17 protein-coding genes are annotated in these 17849 nt (G+C 70.6%); 15 read left to right on the top strand and 2 right to left on the bottom strand.

All coding sequences use genetic code 11. From position 1 onward, the window contains the following. Window positions 1-52: 52 nt before the first annotated feature. Window positions 53-1597, bottom strand: a complete 1545-nt coding sequence (locus ACQP0U_RS27230; protein ID WP_433312444.1) for a diguanylate cyclase domain-containing protein — start codon at window positions 1595-1597, stop codon at window positions 53-55. A 73-nt stretch (window positions 1598-1670) separates the two neighbouring features. Here ACQP0U_RS27230 and prmC point away from each other — a divergent pair, with 73 nt between their 5' ends. From prmC to ACQP0U_RS27210, 4 genes are all read left to right on the top strand, one after another. Further along, window positions 1671-2618, top strand: coding sequence for a peptide chain release factor N(5)-glutamine methyltransferase (gene prmC, locus ACQP0U_RS27225; RefSeq protein WP_433312441.1), 948 nt, complete (start codon window positions 1671-1673; stop codon window positions 2616-2618). Next, window positions 2618-3265, top strand: a complete 648-nt coding sequence (locus ACQP0U_RS27220; RefSeq protein WP_091406475.1) for an L-threonylcarbamoyladenylate synthase — start codon at window positions 2618-2620, stop codon at window positions 3263-3265. The genes prmC and ACQP0U_RS27220 overlap by 1 nt, the downstream gene beginning before the upstream one ends. Then, on the top strand, window positions 3266-3877 hold the full coding sequence (locus ACQP0U_RS27215) for a phosphotyrosine protein phosphatase (RefSeq protein WP_433312438.1): 612 nt from the start codon (window positions 3266-3268) through the stop codon (window positions 3875-3877). Window positions 3878-3983: 106 nt separating this feature from the next. Further along, on the top strand, window positions 3984-6095 hold the full coding sequence (locus tag ACQP0U_RS27210) for a transglycosylase domain-containing protein (protein WP_433312436.1): 2112 nt from the start codon (window positions 3984-3986) through the stop codon (window positions 6093-6095). Window positions 6096-6132: 37 nt separating this feature from the next. Here ACQP0U_RS27210 and ACQP0U_RS27205 read toward each other — a convergent pair whose 3' ends face one another. Next, window positions 6133-7596: an SDR family oxidoreductase gene (locus ACQP0U_RS27205; protein WP_433312433.1), complete on the bottom strand. Its 1464-nt coding sequence runs from the start codon at window positions 7594-7596 to the stop codon at window positions 6133-6135. A gap of 35 nt (window positions 7597-7631) precedes the next feature. Between ACQP0U_RS27205 and glyA the strand changes: the two genes are divergently transcribed. From glyA to ACQP0U_RS27150, 11 genes are all read left to right on the top strand, one after another. Next, window positions 7632-8921: a serine hydroxymethyltransferase gene (glyA, locus tag ACQP0U_RS27200; RefSeq protein WP_433312430.1), complete on the top strand. Its 1290-nt coding sequence runs from the start codon at window positions 7632-7634 to the stop codon at window positions 8919-8921. Next, window positions 8914-9339: a hypothetical protein gene (locus ACQP0U_RS27195; protein ID WP_433312427.1), complete on the top strand. Its 426-nt coding sequence runs from the start codon at window positions 8914-8916 to the stop codon at window positions 9337-9339. Before glyA ends, ACQP0U_RS27195 begins: the two co-directional genes overlap by 8 nt. 181 nt (window positions 9340-9520) lie before the next feature. Continuing rightward, window positions 9521-9757, top strand: coding sequence for an AtpZ/AtpI family protein (locus ACQP0U_RS27190; protein WP_196929737.1), 237 nt, complete (start codon window positions 9521-9523; stop codon window positions 9755-9757). Window positions 9758-9768: 11 nt separating this feature from the next. Further along, entirely contained in the window at window positions 9769-10566 is a 798-nt protein-coding gene (gene atpB, locus ACQP0U_RS27185; RefSeq protein WP_433312424.1) for a F0F1 ATP synthase subunit A, read from the top strand. Between the two features lie 67 nt (window positions 10567-10633). Beyond that, window positions 10634-10876: a F0F1 ATP synthase subunit C gene (locus tag ACQP0U_RS27180; RefSeq protein ID WP_130404096.1), complete on the top strand. Its 243-nt coding sequence runs from the start codon at window positions 10634-10636 to the stop codon at window positions 10874-10876. A gap of 28 nt (window positions 10877-10904) precedes the next feature. Beyond that, window positions 10905-11444 (top strand): F0F1 ATP synthase subunit B, encoded by a 540-nt coding sequence (locus ACQP0U_RS27175; RefSeq protein WP_433312421.1) that lies wholly within the window; start codon window positions 10905-10907, stop codon window positions 11442-11444. Further along, the gene (locus ACQP0U_RS27170; RefSeq protein WP_433312418.1) at window positions 11444-12265 is read left to right on the top strand and encodes a F0F1 ATP synthase subunit delta; all 822 of its coding nucleotides are present in this window, start codon (window positions 11444-11446) and stop codon (window positions 12263-12265) included. Before ACQP0U_RS27175 ends, ACQP0U_RS27170 begins: the two co-directional genes overlap by 1 nt. 141 nt (window positions 12266-12406) lie before the next feature. Then, window positions 12407-14059, top strand: coding sequence for a F0F1 ATP synthase subunit alpha (gene atpA / locus ACQP0U_RS27165; protein WP_433312415.1), 1653 nt, complete (start codon window positions 12407-12409; stop codon window positions 14057-14059). Window positions 14060-14063: 4 nt separating this feature from the next. Then, complete coding sequence (locus ACQP0U_RS27160) at window positions 14064-14993, top strand: F0F1 ATP synthase subunit gamma (protein WP_210785814.1); 930 nt, start codon at window positions 14064-14066, stop codon at window positions 14991-14993. Next, the gene (gene atpD / locus ACQP0U_RS27155; RefSeq protein WP_433312413.1) at window positions 14993-16429 is read left to right on the top strand and encodes a F0F1 ATP synthase subunit beta; all 1437 of its coding nucleotides are present in this window, start codon (window positions 14993-14995) and stop codon (window positions 16427-16429) included. The genes ACQP0U_RS27160 and atpD overlap by 1 nt, the downstream gene beginning before the upstream one ends. Before the next feature lie 224 nt (window positions 16430-16653). Continuing rightward, window positions 16654-17796, top strand: a complete 1143-nt coding sequence (locus ACQP0U_RS27150) for an LCP family protein (RefSeq protein ID WP_433321199.1) — start codon at window positions 16654-16656, stop codon at window positions 17794-17796. The last annotated feature ends 53 nt before the right edge of the window (window positions 17797-17849 follow it).

Genomic DNA, 17849 nt, shown 5'->3' with positions numbered 1-17849 from the left:
CTGACCGCAGCGCCGAACTGACCGCAGCGCGCCGTGGCTTCGGCTGGGGCGATCAGCTCGCGCGGGGGCGGGTCTTGGCGCGGAGCATCTCGCGGTCGGCCTGTTCGAAGGCGACGCTGAGCGCGTCGCGCAACCCGCTGCCGCCGGAGACCTCGGCGAAGCCGATGCTCACCCCGACCGGGGTGCCCGGCACCAGCGACTCCCAGTCCTCCAGGCGGACCGCGGCCTCGATCCGGCGGGCCACCTCGGCGGCCTCGGTCATGCCGGTGTCCGGCAGCACCACCACGAACTCGTCACCGCCGTAGCGAGCCACGAAGTCGCCCCGGCGCATCACCCGGTTGATCACACCGGCGATGCGTTGCAGCACGAGGTCGCCGGAGTGGTGCCCGTGCCGGGTGTTGACAGCCTTGAAGCCGTCCAGGTCGCAGACGCCGATCACCACCCGTTCGCCGCGGGTGACCACGGCCGTGATGTAGCGCTCCAGCCGGCGGCGGTTGGGCAGCCCGGTGAGCGGGTCGGTCAACGCCTCGCCCTCGAAGCGCGCCGCCTCGCGGCGCATCTCCTCGTGGTCGATGCGCGCGGCGATGCCGTCGATGTAGACGTCACGCAGCCGGTCGTTGCGCTGTGCGGCGAGCCGGAACGCCAGCCGGTCGGCCCGGTGCGCCGCCAGGTGGTCCCCGGCGCGGGTCAGCGCGATGCTGCGCAGCCGGGCCGGCTCGGCCGCCCCGAGCGTCTCGTTGGACACCTGGACGGTGTCGAGTCGGGCTACCGCCTCGATCGGTCGACCGTCGGCGACGGCGAGGCACACCTGCCCGAGCTGACGCAGGTCGCGGGCGCGGGCGCTGTCCCCACCGTGGCTGATCAACCGGGCCGGCTCGGGGCCCTCGGTCGCCACCTGGTCGCCGAGCGCGGCCTGCCGGGCCGCCGCGTAGCCGTACGCGGCGAGGCTGCTCGGGCGTAGCTGGTTGGCCCGGCCGGCGCGGACGAAGCGGGTCAGGTCGGCGGCCACGTCCCGGAGCACCCGCAGACAACCGTCGCTGTCGCCGTTGTGGTCCAGGGCCACGGCGTTGCGCAGCCGGATGCCCGGCGCGGCGAACGTCTCCTCCGGGATCCCGGCGGTCAGCCCGAGCTGCCGGGCCCGCTCGATGGCGCCCAGGGCGTACCCGTGGAAGCTGAGGTAGCTGTAGGCCATGGCCAGGTCGTGCCAGCCCCAGGCGGTGTCCCGGTCCGGGTCGGCGACGGCGCCCAGCGCCCGGGCCGCTCGGACGAGGTGCATGACGCAGCGGTCCAGTGCGCCCTGGTGGTGCGCCGCGAGCGCGGCCAGGGCGTTGAGGTGGCCGTGCAGATAGGGCTCGGCGAGGTCGCGGACCGCCGCGGACGCCTCTTCGATGGCCCGGGTGAACTCCGCGGTCCGACCGAGATTGATCAGCGCGGAGAGGCGCTGCACCATCGCGTCCGCCCGCGCCGCCGGGTCGGTGGTGGTGCGGATCACACGCTCCAGCAGGACGTACGCCTCTGCGGAGCGGCTGGCCTCCTGCAACGCCCGGGCGTGCGTGAGGGCGTCAACCTGGTCAGCGACCCGGTCGAGCCAGCCCACCCGCCAACCTCCTGTCGTGCGCGCCTGGGCGCACCTGTTCGTCACGTCGCCCGCGACGCTTCATGATTATGTCGTGAGTACTTTGCCGCAACACCCCCCCGAAGGGACAGGCCCCATCCGGCCGTCCGCCGCGGTGGCCCGAGCGGCCCGCGCGCTCGCCGCCGCCGGGGTCGGCCCGGCCCGGGTGGAGGCCGAGGTGCTGACGGCGTATGTGCTGGGGGTCCCCCGGGGTCGGCTGGCTCTCGCCGACGACCTCGCCGACGACCAGCTGGTGCGGCTCGACGAGCTGACGCGCCGCCGCGCCGCGCGTGAGCCGCTGCAGCACCTGACCGGTCGGGCCGGGTTCCGGCACCTGGAGTTGTCGGTCGGCCCGGGTGTCTTCGTGCCTCGGCCGGAGACCGAGCTGTTGGCCGGCTGGGGCGTCGAGCAGGCCCAGGGCCGACCCGACCCGCTGGTGGTGGACCTGTGCAGCGGCTCGGGGGCGATCGCCCTGGCGGTTGCCCAGGAGCTGCCGGGGGCGCGGGTGATCGCGGTGGAGCGGTCCCCGGCGGCGCTGGTCTGGCTGCGGCGCAACGCGGCGGAGCGGGCGGCGGCGGGGGACCGGCCGATCGAGGTGGTCGAGGCCGACGTGACCGCGCCGGACCTGCTTGCGGAGCTGGTGGGCCGGGTGGACGTGCTGCTCTGCAACCCGCCGTACGTGCCGGACGACGTGGTGGTCCCGCCGGAGGTTGCCGGGCACGACCCGGCGGAGGCGGTCTTCGGCGGCGCGGACGGTCTGGTGGTGATCCGCCCGGTCGTCGCCCGGGCGGCGGCGCTGTTGCGCCCGGGGGGCGTGTTCGGTGTCGAGCATGACGACACCCACGGCGCGGCGGTGCCCGGGCTGCTCGCCGAAAACGCCGGCTTCACCGCTGTGGCGGAGCATCTGGACCTCACCGGGCGCCCCCGCTACGCCACCGCGTCCCGACGGGCGGACGGCCAGCACGCCCCGATCGGCGCGGCGTGGCAGACTGACTCCTCGTGATGCTCTACGACTGCCGGTCGCCCGCCGATCGGGACCGCGGCATCGCTGCGGCGATCGAGGCGGTCAAGAACGGCGAGCTGGTCGTCCTCCCGACGGACACCGTGTATGGGATCGGCGCTGACGCGTTCACCCCGTACGCGGTGAAGGCGCTGCTGGATGCCAAGGGCCGGGGTCGGCAGATGCCGCCGCCGGTGCTGATCGGCTCGCGGCACACCCTCGACGGGTTGGTCTTCTCGCTGCCCACCGCCGCACGGGACCTCGTGGAGGCGTTCTGGCCGGGTGCCCTGACGATCGTGGTCGAGCACTCGCCGAGCCTGCAATGGGACCTGGGCGACAAGACCGGCACTGTGGCGGTGCGGATGCCGCTGCACCCGGTGGCGTTGGAGGTGCTGCGCGAGACCGGCCCGATGGCTGTCTCGTCGGCCAACAAGACCGGCCAGCCGGCTGCGGTCACCGCCGACGAGGCGCGTGACCAGCTCAGCTACTCGGTGCGGGCCTATCTGGAGGCCGGGCCCTGCCCGGACCCGGTGCCCAGCACGATCGTGGATCTGACCGGTGAGGTGCCGCAGCTGTTGCGGGCCGGGGCGATCCCACTGGAGAAGCTGCGCGACGTGGTTCCGGATCTCGTCGACGGTCGGGCGGTCTGAGTGCCCCCGTTCACGGTTCTGCACGTCTGCATGGGCAACATCTGCCGCTCGCCGATGGCGGAGCGACTGCTCGCCCTGGCGGTGCGGGAGCGGCTGACCCGGCGTGCACAGGACCCGGCTCAGGCCGAGGAGCTGGTGCACAGCCACAGCGCCGGCACGGGCGGCTGGCACGCGGGCGAGGAGATGAACCCGCCGGCGGCCCGGCAGGTCACCGGCCGTGGTGGGGACGTGGAGGGGTTCGCCGCACGCAAGCTGCGCTCGGACCACATCGACGCCGCCGACCTGGTCCTGACCGCCACCGCCGACCAGCAGGAGTACGTGGTGGCGCTTCGTCCGGACGCGGCGGCCCGTACGTTCGTGCTCGGCGAGTTCGGCAGGCTGCTGGCCGCGGTGGACGCCGCCGCGCTGCCGCCGGGCGACGCCACCCCGGAGGCCGTGTACGCCCGGGGGTTGGCCCTGGTGGCAGCGGCTCACGACGCGCGCCTGGGCGCCTCGGCGCTCGCCACCGATGATCTGGACGACCCGTGGGGTCGTGGCGACCAGTGCTTCAGCCGGGTCGCCGACGAGATCGAGGAGACGGTCCACCCGCTGGCCGGCGCGCTGCTGCCCTGAGCGTGGTGCGAGTTTCCTCCGGGTTTGGGGAAAACCCGGGGCTAAAGGGGTGTTCCGGGTCATTCTGAACGGGTCCTAGCGTGACCGGCTCCTGCGGGGAGAGCTGATGATCCGGGCCCAACTCGACAAACTGCTGACCGTGGTGATCGCCGGAGTGCTGGCCGGTCTGGTGCTGGCCGCCGCCGCCCTGCCCGCGGCCCTGGTCTTCGGAATCGGCTTCAGCGCCCTGTCGACGCCGTACTCGGAGTTGCCGAACACACTCCGTACGCCGCCCACCGCGCAGCGCTCCAACCTCTACGCCAACGACGGCACCACCCTGATCACCTCCTTCTACCAGGAGGATCGAGTGGACGTGCCGCTGCACGAGGTGGCTCCGGTGATGCGCCGAGCGATCGTGGCCGCCGAGGACGTCCGGTTCTACCAGCACAGCGGGGTCGACCTGCGGGGCGCAGTGCGCGCCTTCACAGTCAACAAGCGCGACGGCCGGACCCGGCAGGGCGCCTCGACGCTGACCATGCAGTACGTCCGCAACGTGCTCAGCAACGACCCCCGACTGACCGAGGCGCAGCGGGACGCCGCCACCGAACTCACCACCGTGCGCAAGCTCCAGGAGATGCGGTACGCGCTCGCGTTGGAGCGGGAGCTCGACAAGGACGAGATCCTGACCCGCTACCTCAACATCGCCTACTTCGGCGCCGGGGCGTACGGCATCGCGGCGGCCAGCAAGCGGTACTTCTCCCGGGCCCCGGCCGAGTTGACACTGGCCCAGGCGGCACTGCTCGCCGGTCTGGTCCGCTCGCCGGACAGCGACGATCCGATCAACGGCGACGCCGACAGCGCGGTGGCGCGGCGGTCGTACGTGTTGGAGCGGCTCGTGGAGACGGGGCAGGTGTCGGCGGACGTGGCGGCGGCGGCGCGCGCCGAACCGCTGCAACTGCGGCCCAGCGCGACCCCGAACGACTGCACCGGCGTGCCCGAGGCGCACAACGACTGGGGCTTCTTCTGCGACTGGTTCACCCGCTGGTGGAGCAGCCAGTCCGCGTTCGGGGCCACCGCCGACGAGCGGCAGCGCGCGCTGCGCCGGGGCGGCTTCTCCATCGTGTCGTCGCTGGACCCGGGGGTGCAGCGGGCGACCACCGAGCAGGTGCTGAAGATCTATCCGACGACCCGGGCGGAGGCGGTGCCGACCGCTGTGGTGCAGCCGGGCACCGGGCGGGTGCTGGCGATGTCGGTGAACCGCGCCTACAGCGTGGAGGACAACCCGGTCGGGCAGAAGAACCGCCCGAACACCGTCAACCAGTTGGTGGCCGGCGGCGGCGCGATCGAGGGGTACCAGGGCGGCTCGACGTTCAAGCTCTTCACCCTGCTGGCCGCGCTGGAGTCCGGCCTGCCGCTGTCGACCGAATTCGTGGCGCCGACCCAGCTGCTCACCCGCTTCCCGGTGACCGGGGAGGCGAGTTGCGACGGACGGTGGTGCCCGGCGAACGCCAGCCCGTCGTCGATGGACGGCCCGCGCACCATGTGGAGCGCGTTCGGCCGCTCGGTGAACACGTACTTCGCCTGGCTCACCGAGAGGGTCGGCGCCGACCGGGTGGTGGAGATGGCCGAGCGGCTCGGCATCGTGCTGCGGGCCGAGTCCGACGCCAAGCTGGCCCGCTACGGCGCGAAGGACTGGGGTCCGTTCACCCTGGGCGTGGCCGCGACCACCCCGCTGGACCTGGCCACCGCGTATGCCACGGTGGCGGCCGAGGGGACCTGGTGCGCGCCGCTGCCGGTGGTCTCGATCACCGACTCGGGTGGCCGGCCGGTCGACGCCGCCAAGCCGGACTGCCGGCAGGTGCTCGACGCCGACGTGGCGCGGGCGGCCACCGACGCGGCCCGCTGCCCGGTCGGCGACCAGTCGATGTACGGGCGCTGCGACGGCGCCACCGCACCCGGGTTGCGGGCGAAGCTCGGCCGTCCGGTGGCGGGCAAGACCGGCAGCTCCGAGCGGTACGAGACGGAGACGGTGGTGGCGTTCACGCCGCAGCTCGCGGTCGCCTCGATGGCCGCGAACCCGGACGATCCCCGCGACGCGGTCGGTCAGGCGGTGCAGGCCCAGATGGTGAACGCGGTAGGTGAGGTGCTCGCCTTCGCCCTGCGCGACCAACCGGTCCGCGACTTCGTCCCCCCGAGCGGCCGGACAGCCTTCCAAGCCCAACCGCAAGCCGGCAACTAACCCCCTCCGCCCCGGGACTGGATGGGGCGGGGCGGGGTCAGGGGGATTGTTCGGCGTTGCGGGCTATGTTGCGGGCCATTCCGCCGAAGACCACCGCGTGGAACGGGGCCACCGAACCCCAGTAGGCGTGCCCGGCCAGGCCGCGCGGCAGGAAGACGGCGCGCTGCTGGTAGCGGCTGTGGCCGCCGTCGGCCGGCAGTACCCGCATCTCCAGCCAGGCCCGGCCGGGCAGCCGCATCTCGGCGCGCAGCCGCAGCAACTCGCCCGGCACGATCTCCTCGACCCGCCAGAAATCCAGCGCCTCACCGACCTGGAGGCGGTGCGGGTCGCGTCGCCCCCGACGCAGCCCAACCCCACCGACCAGCCGGTCCAGCCAGCCCCGGATCGACCAGGCCAGGGGGAACGAGTACCAGCCGTGTTCGCCGCCGACGCCCTCGACGACCCGCCAGAGCGCCGCGGGTGACGCCTCCACCGCCCGCTCCCGGACGTCGGTGTACGCGGTGCCGCCGGACCAGTCCGGGTCGGTGGGCAGCGGCTCGGCGGGCGCGTCCGGGCCGCTCGCTGTGGACCAGCGGGTCTCCACCTGGGCGTCGCGCACCTTGGCCAGCGCCAGCGCCACCGCCTCGTCGAAGCCGGTCAGCCCGTCGGGCGGGTCCGGGACGTAGCTGGCGATGTCGTGTTCGTGGGCGACCGCCTCGTGGATCAGGCTCTCCACCAACGGGCGGGCGATCTTGTTCGGCACCGGCGTGATCAGACCGACCCAGTGCGAGGAGAGCGACGGGGTGAGCGGACGGACCGGCACGATGATCCGCCGGCGCAGCCCGGCCACCCGCGCGTAGCGCTGCATCATGTCGCGGAAGGTCAGCACGTCCGGGCCGCCGATGTCGAAGCCCCGGTTGACCTCGGGCGGCAGGTCGGCGCAGCCGGCCAGGTAGCGCAGCACGTCGCGGACCGCGATCGGTTGGATCCGGTTGCGTACCCAGCGCGGGGTGACCATGGCGGGCAGCCGCTCGGTCAGGTAGCGCAGCATCTCGAACGACGCCGAGCCGGACCCGATGATCACCGCGGCGCGGAGCACCGCCGTGGGCACCCCGCTGGCCAGCAGGATCCGGCCCACCTCGGCGCGGGAGCGCAGGTGCGGGGAGGGGACCTCCTCGTCGGACGCCGGCTCCGGGCCGCCCAGGTAGACGATTCGACGTACGCCGGCGGCGCGTGCCGCCGCCGCGAAGTTGGTCGCCGCCGTCCGATCGGCCGCCTCGAAGTCGGACCGGCCCAGCGAGTGCACCAGGAAGTACGCGACGTCCACGTCGGCGAACGCGGGAGCCAGCGTCTCCGGTCGACTCAGGTCCCCCTCGACGATCTCGGCCGCCGAGGCCCACGGCACGTCACGCAGCCGCACCGCCTTGCGGGCGAGGCAGCGCACTGTGTGTCCGTCGGCGAGCAGCAGCGGCGTCAGCCGCCCGCCGATGTAGCCGGTCGCGCCGGTGACGAGGCATCTCACGGGTCCCAGTGTGCGGCCGCCTAGACTCGTTCGCTGTGGAGACCGAGACGAGCACCTTCTGGGGGCCGGATTTCGCGCAGCTCAGGGCCACCGATCCGGAGATCGCCGGGGTGGTCCTGGGTGAGCTGGACCGGTTGCGGGGCGGCCTGCAGCTCATCGCCAGCGAGAACCTGACCTCGCCGGCGGTGCTGGCGGCGCTCGGTTCGACGCTCACCAACAAGTACGCCGAGGGCTACCCGGGCCGGCGTTACTACGGCGGCTGCGCCGAGGTGGACCGGGCCGAGGAGATCGGCATCGCCCGGGCCAAGGAGCTCTTCGGGGCCGAGCACGCCAACCTCCAGCCGCACTCCGGGGCGAGCGCCAACCTGGCCGCGTACGCCGCGCTGGTGCAGCCGGGCGACACGGTGCTGGCGATGGACCTGCCGCACGGCGGGCACCTCACCCACGGCAGCCGGGTGAACTTCTCCGGCAAGTGGTTCAACCCGGTCGGCTACCCGGTCCGGCCGGACACCGAGCAGATCGACTACGACGAGGTACGGGATCTGGCGCGGGCGCACCGACCCAAGCTGATCATCTGTGGGGCCACCGCGTACCCGCGCCTGATCGACTTCGCGCGCTTCCGGGAGATCGCCGACGAGGTCGGCGCGTACCTGATGGTGGACGCGGCGCACTTCATCGGCCTGGTCGCCGGCCGGGCCATCCCGTCCCCGGTGCCGTACGCCGACGTCGTCTGCGCCACCACCCACAAGGTGCTGCGCGGGCCGCGCGGCGGCATGATCCTGTGCCGCGAGTCGCTGGCTCAGCGGATCGACAAGGCGGTCTTCCCGTTCACCCAGGGCGGCCCGCTGATGCACGCGGTCGCGGCCAAGGCTGTCGCGCTGCGCGAGGCCGCCCAGCCGGAGTTCCAGACGTACGCCCGCCAGGTGGTCAGCAACGCCCAGGCGCTCGCCGCCGGGCTGGCCGACGAGGGGATGCGCCCGGTCTCCGGTGGCACCGACACCCACCTCGCGCTGATCGACCTGCGGGAGCTGGGGGTGACCGGCACCGAGGCCGAGCGCCGCTGCGACGCCGCGTCGATCACCCTGAACAAGAACGCCATCCCGTACGACCCGCAGCCGCCGATGGTGGCCTCCGGCATCCGGGTGGGCACACCGAGCGTCACGACGCAGGGGATGCGGGAGGGGGACCTGCGTCAGGTGGCGACAGTGATCGCCCGTGCGGTGCGCACCGATCCCGGCGCTCCGGGCGGGGCCGACGAGCTGACCCGACTCGGTGCCGAGGTGGCCGAGCTGGTCGCGGCGTTTCCGGCGTACCCCCGTGGCTGAGCCCGGGGTGGTCGCGCCGGACACCGACCGGCGGTGGCGACTGCGGCACCTTCCGGTGCTGCTGGCCGCGTCGGCGGCGCTCGCCGCGGTCGCCGCCGTGGTGGGTGCGGTGACCGGCGGCGCTACCGCCGCGCTCGGCGCGGCGGCCGGCGTGGGTGTCACGGTGCTCAGCTACACCCTCACCACAGTGGTGCTGGCCCGGGCCGACCAGATCAACCCGCAGTTGCTGCTGCCGCTCGGCCTGGGCCTGTACGTGCTGAAGTTCAGCCTTCTGGGTGCGGTGCTGGTGGCGGTGGCGTCGACAGGTTGGTCCGGGTTGGTGCCGCTCTGCCTCGGCATCGTCGCCGGGGTGGCAGTGTGGACGGCGGTGCACATCTGGTGGCTGACCACGGTGCACGCCCGACGGTCGCACAGCTGACCCGACGGTCGTCCCACCTTTCGGACGCGCGGCAATGTGTCGGCCTCCGGTCATTTTCCGACGGGCGGAAGGGGAGTAGCGTGCCCACAGACGACGGCGCCCACGAGAAGCCCACACAACCACGGTTGTGCGGGGGGTGAGGCACAGCCTCGTCTTCCCGGCTGATATCGTTCGCCCCGTCATGGCTGGTGACCAAACCCCCCGTCCCGCCGGTGAACCGGACGATTATCCGTCCGGCGCCGGTCAGGGTTGGACCGCGCTCAGCTACCTCATCGGAGGCATGCTCGTGTGGGGTTTCATCGGTTGGCTTGTTGACCAGTGGCTCGACACCGGCGGCGTCGCCACCGGGATCGGCGTCGTGCTCGGTATGGCCGGGGGCATCATCCTGGTCATTCGCCGACTCGGCACGCCTACTTAGGAAGGGACGCGGTGTTCGGACAGGCGAACGTTCTGGCAGCGGGCCAGGCGGGATTCCCACCCACGGTGGACGACTTCTACCTGCCCAGCATCCTGCCCTGGGGTGCGGAGAACTCGTACTGGTTCACCAAGATCACGGCGATGGTCTGGATCGCCGTCGGCGTTCTGATCATCTTCTTCCTGGCGACCTACCGGAACCCGCAGCTGGTGCCGACCAAGAAGCAGTGGTTCGCCGAGTCGATCTACGGCTTCGTGCGCAACAACATCGCTGTCGACATGATCGGGCACGCGGGCGTGCGGTTCGCCCCCTACTTCACGACGCTCTTCTGCTTCGTGCTGCTGACGAACGCGTTCGCGATCATTCCGCTCTTCCAGATCTCGCCGAACTCGCACATCGCCTTCCCGGCGATCCTCGCGATCATCAGCTACGTGCTGTTCAACTACATCGGCATCAAGAAGCACGGCTTCGTCAAATACTTCAAGAACTCGCTGATCCCGCCGGCACCCTGGTACATCCTGCCGCTGCTGATCCCGATCGAGCTCTTCTCCACCTTCATCGTCCGGCCGTTCTCGCTCGCGGTTCGTCTCTTCGCGAACATGTTCGCCGGTCACATGCTCCTGCTGGTCTTCACGCTCGGCGGCTTCGCGATGCTGAGCGCCAACGCCTGGCTGGCCCCGGTCTCGGTGCTCTCCTGGGTGATGACCATCGCGCTCACCTTCCTCGAGTTCCTGGTGATCTGCCTGCAGGCGTACGTCTTCACCGTCCTCACCGCCAGCTACGTACAGGGCGCGCTCGCCGACGAGCACTGATCCACCCGCACCATCCGTTGTCGTCCCGCGTGAGAGTCACGCGTGATAACCAGGAGGAACCACACCAATGGACGCTAGCGTTCTCGCCGAGGTCACCGGTAGCACCGCTGCCATCGGCTACGGTCTCGCCGCCATCGGCCCGGGCATCGGCGTTGGCCTGGTCTTCGCTGCCTACATCCAGTCGACCGCTCGCCAGCCGGAGTCGTCGCGGATGACCCTGCCGTACGTCTGGATCGGCTTCGCCGTCATCGAGGCGCTGGCGCTGCTCGGCATCGCCTTCGGCTTCATCTGGGCCGGCTCCGCCGCCTGATCCAGCCCCTCTGACCGGGAGGTCTTCCATGTACTTCCTCGCCGCTGAGGGTGGTGAGTCCGCCCACAACCCGATCATCCCGCTCTGGCAGGAGGTCGTGGTCGGTACGGTGGCCTTCGCCGTGCTCTGCTTCGTGCTGATGAAGTTCGTCTTCCCCCGCATGGAGCAGACGTTCCAGGCTCGGGTCGACGCGATCGAGGGCGGCATCAAGCGCGCCGAGGCCGCCCAGGCCGAGGCGAACCAGCTGCTCGAGCAGTACCGTGCCCAGCTCGCTGAGGCCCGGACCGACGCCGCCAAGATCCGTGACGACGCGCGGGCCGACGCCGAGGGCATCCGGCAGGACATCCTCGCCAAGGCACGGGAAGAGTCCGACCGGGTCATCCAGGCGGGCAAGGACGCACTCGCCGCCGAGCGGGCCACCATCGTGCGCGAGCTGCGCGCGGAGGTCGGCACGATCGCGGTGGACCTGGCCAGCAAGATCGTTGGCGAGTCACTGGCCGACGAGGCACGGCGTAAGGGCACCGTCGACCGGTTCCTGAGCGGTCTCGAGAGCACGGGGGCCCGCTGATGCAGGCCGCCAGCCGGGAGTCGTACAAGGTCGCGGCCGAGCGCCTCGACGCGTACGTCCGCGGCGCGGAGCCGTCGGCGGTGGCCTCCACCGCCGACGCCATCCTCTCCGTGGCGACCCTGCTGCGGCGGGAGCCGCGGCTGCGTCGGGCGCTCTCCGAGCCGGCTCGCACCGGTGAGGATCGCGGCGCTCTGCTCGGCGACATGCTCGGCGGCCGGATCGGCGCAGACGCGCTCGACCTGCTCGTGGCGCTCGTCGCCGGCCGGTGGTCGGCACCGTCGGAGTTGCTCGACGGCGCCGAGCGGCTCGGCGTGGAGGCGCTGCTGGCCAGCGCCGACAAGGCAGGCGAGCTGGGCGAGGTCGAGGACGAGCTGTTCCGCTTCGGTCAGGTCGTGGCCGGTCAGTCGGCGCTGAGCAACACGCTCGCCGACCCGGTCGCCCCGGTCGAGCAGCGGGCCACCCTGGCCCGTGAGCTGCTCGCCGACAAGGCCCGTCCGGTCACCGTCCGCCTCGTCGAGGTCGCACTCGGCGGGTACGGGGGGCGCTCCTTCACCGGCGCGCTCACCCGGCTCGTGGAACTCGCCGCCGAGCGACGTGACCGGCAGGTGGCGTACGTGACCGTCGCGGCCCCGTTGAGTGACGAGGACGAGCGCCGGCTGGGTGCGAGCCTCAGCGCGATATACGGTCGAGAGGTCTCCATCAAGCAGATGGTGGAGCCCCACGTCCTGGGTGGCGTGAGCGTGCGGGTCGGCTCCGACCTGTACGACGGCACCATCCTGCGCCGCCTCAACGAGACCCGCAACGCGCTCGCGAAGCGCTGATCGGCTTCGCCGCCCCGCGGCTGAGCGGCTCTGCCGCCCAGCGTCGGGGTGGCCGGACCGCACAGCGCCCGGAATGACAGACGCCATTCGGACCGGTCGGTACTAGGTATCCCGGGCCCCTGAATTTTAAGGAAGCAGAGGATGGCCGAGCTGACCATCTCGACGGAGGAGATCCGCGGCGCCCTGGAGCGCTACGTCTCTTCCTACTCGTCCGACGTCTCCCGCGAGGAGGTCGGCACCGTCGCCGACACCGGCGACGGCATCGCCCACGTCGAGGGCCTGCCTTCGACCATGACCAATGAGCTCCTGGAGTTCGAGGACGGCACGCTCGGCGTGGCGTTGAACCTCGACGTCCGGGAGATCGGCGTCGTCGTTCTCGGTGACTCCGCCAAGCTGGAGGAAGGGCAGCGCGTTAAGCGCACCGAGCGGGTTCTCTCCGTTCCGGTCGGCGACGCCTTCCTCGGCCGCGTGGTCAACGCGCTCGGTGAGCCGATCGACGCGCTCGGCGACATCGCCAACGAGGGCTTCCGCGAGCTGGAGCTGCAGGCTCCGAACGTGATGTCCCGGCAGTCCGTCGACGAGCCGCTGCAGACCGGCATCAAGGCCATCGACGCGATGACCCCGATCGGTCGGGGCCAGCGGCAGCTGATCATCGGTGACCGGAAGACCGGTAAGACCACAGTCGCTCTGGACGCCATCCTCAACCAGCGGGACAACTGGCGCACCGGCGACCCGAAGAAGCAGGTTCGCTGCATCTACGTCGCCATCGGCCAGAAGGCCTCCACGATCGCCTCCATCAAGGGGCAGCTCGAGGAGGCGGGCGCGATGGAGTACACGACCATCGTCGCCTCGCCGGCGTCCGACCCGGCCGGCTTCAAGTACCTCGCCCCGTACACCGGCTCGTCCATCGGGCAGCACTGGATGTACGGCGGCAAGCACGTCCTCATCGTCTTCGACGACCTGAGCAAGCAGGCCGAGGCGTACCGCGCCGTGTCGCTGCTGCTGCGTCGCCCGCCGGGCCGTGAGGCGTACCCGGGTGACGTCTTCTACCTGCACTCCCGCCTGCTGGAGCGCTGCGCGAAGCTCTCCGACGAGCTGGGTGGCGGCTCGATGACCGGTCTGCCGATCATCGAGACGAAGGCCAACGACATCTCGGCCTTCATCCCGACCAACGTCATCTCGATCACCGACGGCCAGATCTTCCTGGAGACCGACCTGTTCAACCAGGGCGTCCGTCCGGCGATCAACGTCGGTACCTCGGTCTCTCGGGTCGGTGGCGCCGCGCAGGTGAAGCCGATGAAGAAGGTCGCCGGTTCGCTGCGGCTCAACCTCGCCCAGTACCGCGAGCTGGAGGCGTTCGCCGCCTTCGCCTCCGACCTGGACCGGGCCTCCCGTGCCCAGCTGGACCGCGGTTCGCGTCTGGTCGAGCTGCTCAAGCAGCCGAACTACTCGCCGTTCCCGGTGCAGGAGCAGGTCGTCTCGGTCTGGGCCGGCACCGAGGGCAAGCTGGACGACGTTCCGGTGGGTGAGGTTCGGCGCTTCGAGTCGGAGTTCCTCCAGTACCTGCGGCACAAGCACCAGGGTGTGCTGGCCGGCATCGCCGACAACCAGTGGAACGATGACATCATCGGCTCACTGGACAGCGCGATCGCCGAGTTCAAGCAGGTCTTCCTCAACAAGGACGAGGAGCGTCGGGTCAACGACGCGCCGGCCGCGCCGCTTGAGGGCGACGAGAACCGCGAGACGGTGACCCGCTTCCGCGACGGCGCGACCGACCGCCCGGCCGAGAGCTGATCCCATGGCGGCCCAGGTACGCGTTCTTCGTCAACGGATCCGCTCGGCGAAGTCGATGAAGAAGATCACCAAGGCGATGGAGCTCGTGGCGACGAGCCGGATCGCCAAGGCTCAGGCCCGGGTGCAGGCGTCCCTGCCGTACGCCCAGGCCATCACCGGTGTGCTCACGGCGCTGGCGTCCAACGCGCGGATCGACCACCCGCTGCTCACCCCGCGCGAGCGGGTGCGGCGGGCGGGCGTCCTGTTGGTCACCAGTGACCGTGGCCTGGCCGGTGGTTACAGCTCCAACGCGATCAGGATGGCGGAGTCGCTGATCGCGCGGCTCAAGGCGGACGGCAAGGAGCCGGTGCTCTACGTCATCGGGCGTAAGGGCGTCGGGTTCTACCGGTTCCGCGAGCGGCCGATCGAGGCGAACTGGACCGGCTTCAGCGAGCAGCCGTCGTTCGAGGACGCCCGTACCGTCGGTGAGACGCTGATCAAGGCGTTCACGGCCGGTGCGGACGACGTCGACGGCGGCGCCGGAGCGGACGGGGTGCTCGGCGTCGACGAGTTGCACATCGTCTACACCGAGTTCCACTCGCTGATGACGCAGAACCCGGTTACCAAGGTCATCGGTCCGATGCAGGTGGAGGACCGGCCGCGCTCCGAGGGGCTGCTGCCGGCGTACGAGTTCGAGCCGGAGGCGGAGGCGCTGCTCGACGCGCTCCTGCCGAGGTACATCAACACGCGGATCTACGCGGCGTTGATCGAGTCGGCGGCGAGTGAGTCGGCGGCACGGCGGCGGGCGATGAAGAGCGCCACCGACAACGCCGAAGAGATGATCGAGAAGTACACGCGCGAGATGAACTCGGCTCGCCAGGCCGGGATCACCCAGGAGATCAGCGAGATCGTCGGCGGCGCCAACGCGCTGGCCGCGTCGGGAAGTGAAGTGTGATGACTGCACCAGTAGAGACCAAGACGGCCACGGGTCGCGTGGTCCGGGTCATCGGCCCGGTCGTCGACGCCGAGTTCCCGCGCGACGCCATGCCGCCCCTGTTCAACGCCCTGAACGTCAAGGTGAACCTGTCCGGCGGTGAGAAGACGCTGACCCTGGAGGTCGCCCAGCACCTGGGTGACAACCTGGTCCGTGCCATCTCGATGCAGCCGACCGACGGCCTGGTCCGTGGCGCCGAGGTGCGCGACCGCGGCGAGCCGATCACGGTGCCGGTGGGCGACGCGGTCAAGGGCAAGGTGTTCAACGCGATCGGCGAGGTGCTCAACCTCAAAGAGGGCGAGACGTTCGAGGCCGACGACCGGTGGGGCATCCACCGCAAGGCCCCGGCCTTCGCGGACCTGGAGCCGAAGACCGAGATGCTGGAGACCGGCATCAAGGTCATCGACCTGCTCGCCCCGTACGTCAAGGGCGGCAAGATCGGCCTGTTCGGCGGCGCGGGCGTGGGCAAGACGGTGCTCATCCAGGAGATGATCACCCGGGTTGCCCGTAACTTCGGTGGTACCTCGGTGTTCGCCGGCGTGGGTGAGCGCACCCGTGAGGGCAACGACCTCATCGCCGAGATGACCGAGTCCGGCGTCATCGACAAGACCGCGCTGGTCTACGGCCAGATGGACGAGCCGCCGGGCACCCGGCTGCGGGTGGCGCTCTCCGCGCTGACCATGGCCGAGTACTTCCGGGACGTGAAGAAGCAGGAGGTGCTGCTCTTCATCGACAACATCTTCCGCTTCACGCAGGCCGGTTCGGAGGTGTCCACCCTGCTCGGGCGTATGCCGAGCGCCGTGGGTTACCAGCCGACCCTGGCCGACGAGATGGGCGAGCTCCAGGAGCGGATCACCTCCGTCCGGGGCCAGGCCATCACCTCCATGCAGGCGATCTACGTGCCGGCGGACGACTACACCGACCCCGCCCCGGCCACCACGTTCGCCCACCTGGACGCGACCACCAACCTGGAGCGGTCGATCTCCGACAAGGGCATCTACCCGGCCGTGGACCCGCTGGCGTCCTCGTCCCGGATCCTCGCCCCGGAGTTCGTCGGCAACGAGCACTTCCAGGTGGCCACCGAGGTGAAGCGGATCCTGCAGCGCTACCGCGACCTGCAGGACATCATCGCCATCCTCGGTATCGAGGAGCTCTCCGAGGAAGACAAGATCACCGTGGCTCGCGCCCGGCGGATCGAGCGCTTCCTCTCGCAGAACACCTACGCGGCGGAGCAGTTCACCGGCGTGCCGGGCTCGACGGTCCCGATCAAGGAGACCATCGAGGCGTTCCGGAAGATCAGCGAGGGTGAGTACGATCACTTCCCCGAGCAGGCGTTCTTCATGTGCGGCGGTCTCGAGGACCTGGAGCGCAAGGCTGAGGAGCTGATGAAGGGCTGACCAGCCCCCATCCGATTCGTAGCAAAAAGACTGCCCCGGCAATGCCGGGGCAGTCTTTTGTTCATGTTCGCGCCTTACCATCGTCGCGGTCCGTTACTCGTGGTCGTCACTCCCGAGGCACCCGAGCTACGGTTCGTTCCGCGCGCTCACCTGAACGAGCGTTGATCTTTGCAACCTTTCGACGACGTGCGCCCGTCTTCTCGTTGTGGGCGTAACGAACGGAGCTGCTCGTGGGTAAGGCCGGCAAGAGTGGCCGCAAGCCGTCCATCTGGCGGGGTGTGCCGCGGTGGGCCAGGATCTGCACGGTGTTCGGCACCGTGCTGACCGTGCTCAGCGGCGCGGTGCTGGTCGGCACCGAGGTGCTCATGGCCCGCTACGAGGGGTCCGTCGGCAAGGCCGACCTCTTCGGCGACCAGGCGGCGGGTGCCCAGGCGAAGAAGAGCGACATCAAGGGCCCGCTCAACATCCTGCTCGTCGGTATCGACCCCCGTACGCCGACGGCCGCGCCGCTCGCCGACTCGATCATGGTGCTGCACGTGCCGGCGTCGATGGACCGGGCCTACCTCTTCTCACTGCCACGTGACCTCTACGTGCACATCCCGGAGTTCAAGAAGGCGAACTTCCCGGGCGAGACCACGAAGATCAACGCCGCGATGTCGTTCGGCAGCAAGGTGCCGGGCGCCAACCCCGACGCCGCACGGGGCTTCGAGCTGCTGGCCACCACCGTGCAGAAGGTGACGGGCATCAAGCGCTTCGACGCCGGCGCGATCATCAACTTCACCGGCTTCCAGAAGATCGTCGACGCCATGGGTGGTGTCGACATGTACATCGAGCGCGACGTGAAGTCCGAGCACAAGCAGCCGGACGGCAAGCCGCGTCCGGGCAACACCCGCGGTGAGGGCTACGTCGGCCCGCAGGCGCTCTACAAGAAGGGCAACCGGCACCTGAGTGGGTGGCAGGCGCTGGACTACGTCCGGCAGCGCTACCCGAAGAACGGTGTCCCGGATTCCGACTACGGCCGGCAGCGCCACCAGCAGCAGTTCGTCAAGGCCATGGTCGGCCAGGCGTTCAGCGCCGACGTGGTGTCCAACCCGATCAAGCTGGACAAGGTGCTCCGCGCCGCCGGCCAGTCGCTGATCTTCAACGGTCGGGGCAACAGCGTTGTCGACTTCGGGCTCGCGCTGAAGGACATCCGCCCGAACACCATCGAGATGATCAAGCTCCCCGGTGGCGGGCTCTTCGAAGGTAAGAAGTACCTGGGCGAGCAGTTCCAGGATGGGGTCCCGGACTTCTTCACCGCCCTGCACAACGAGCAACTCGACCCGTTCCTGCTCGAGCACCCGGAATTCGTGAACAAGGCCAAGTAGTCAGGGCGCCGTTGTCCCCACCCGCGTTGGGCGGGCCGCGTCGTCAGGCTAGA

Origin of the sequence: Micromonospora sp. CA-269861, from assembly GCF_050948505.1 — a bacterium.
Taxonomy (GTDB): Bacteria; Actinomycetota; Actinomycetes; order Mycobacteriales; family Micromonosporaceae; genus Micromonospora.
The sequence above is the reverse complement of the archived record's forward strand: the minus strand, read 5'-3'. Positions and strand labels throughout refer to the sequence as shown.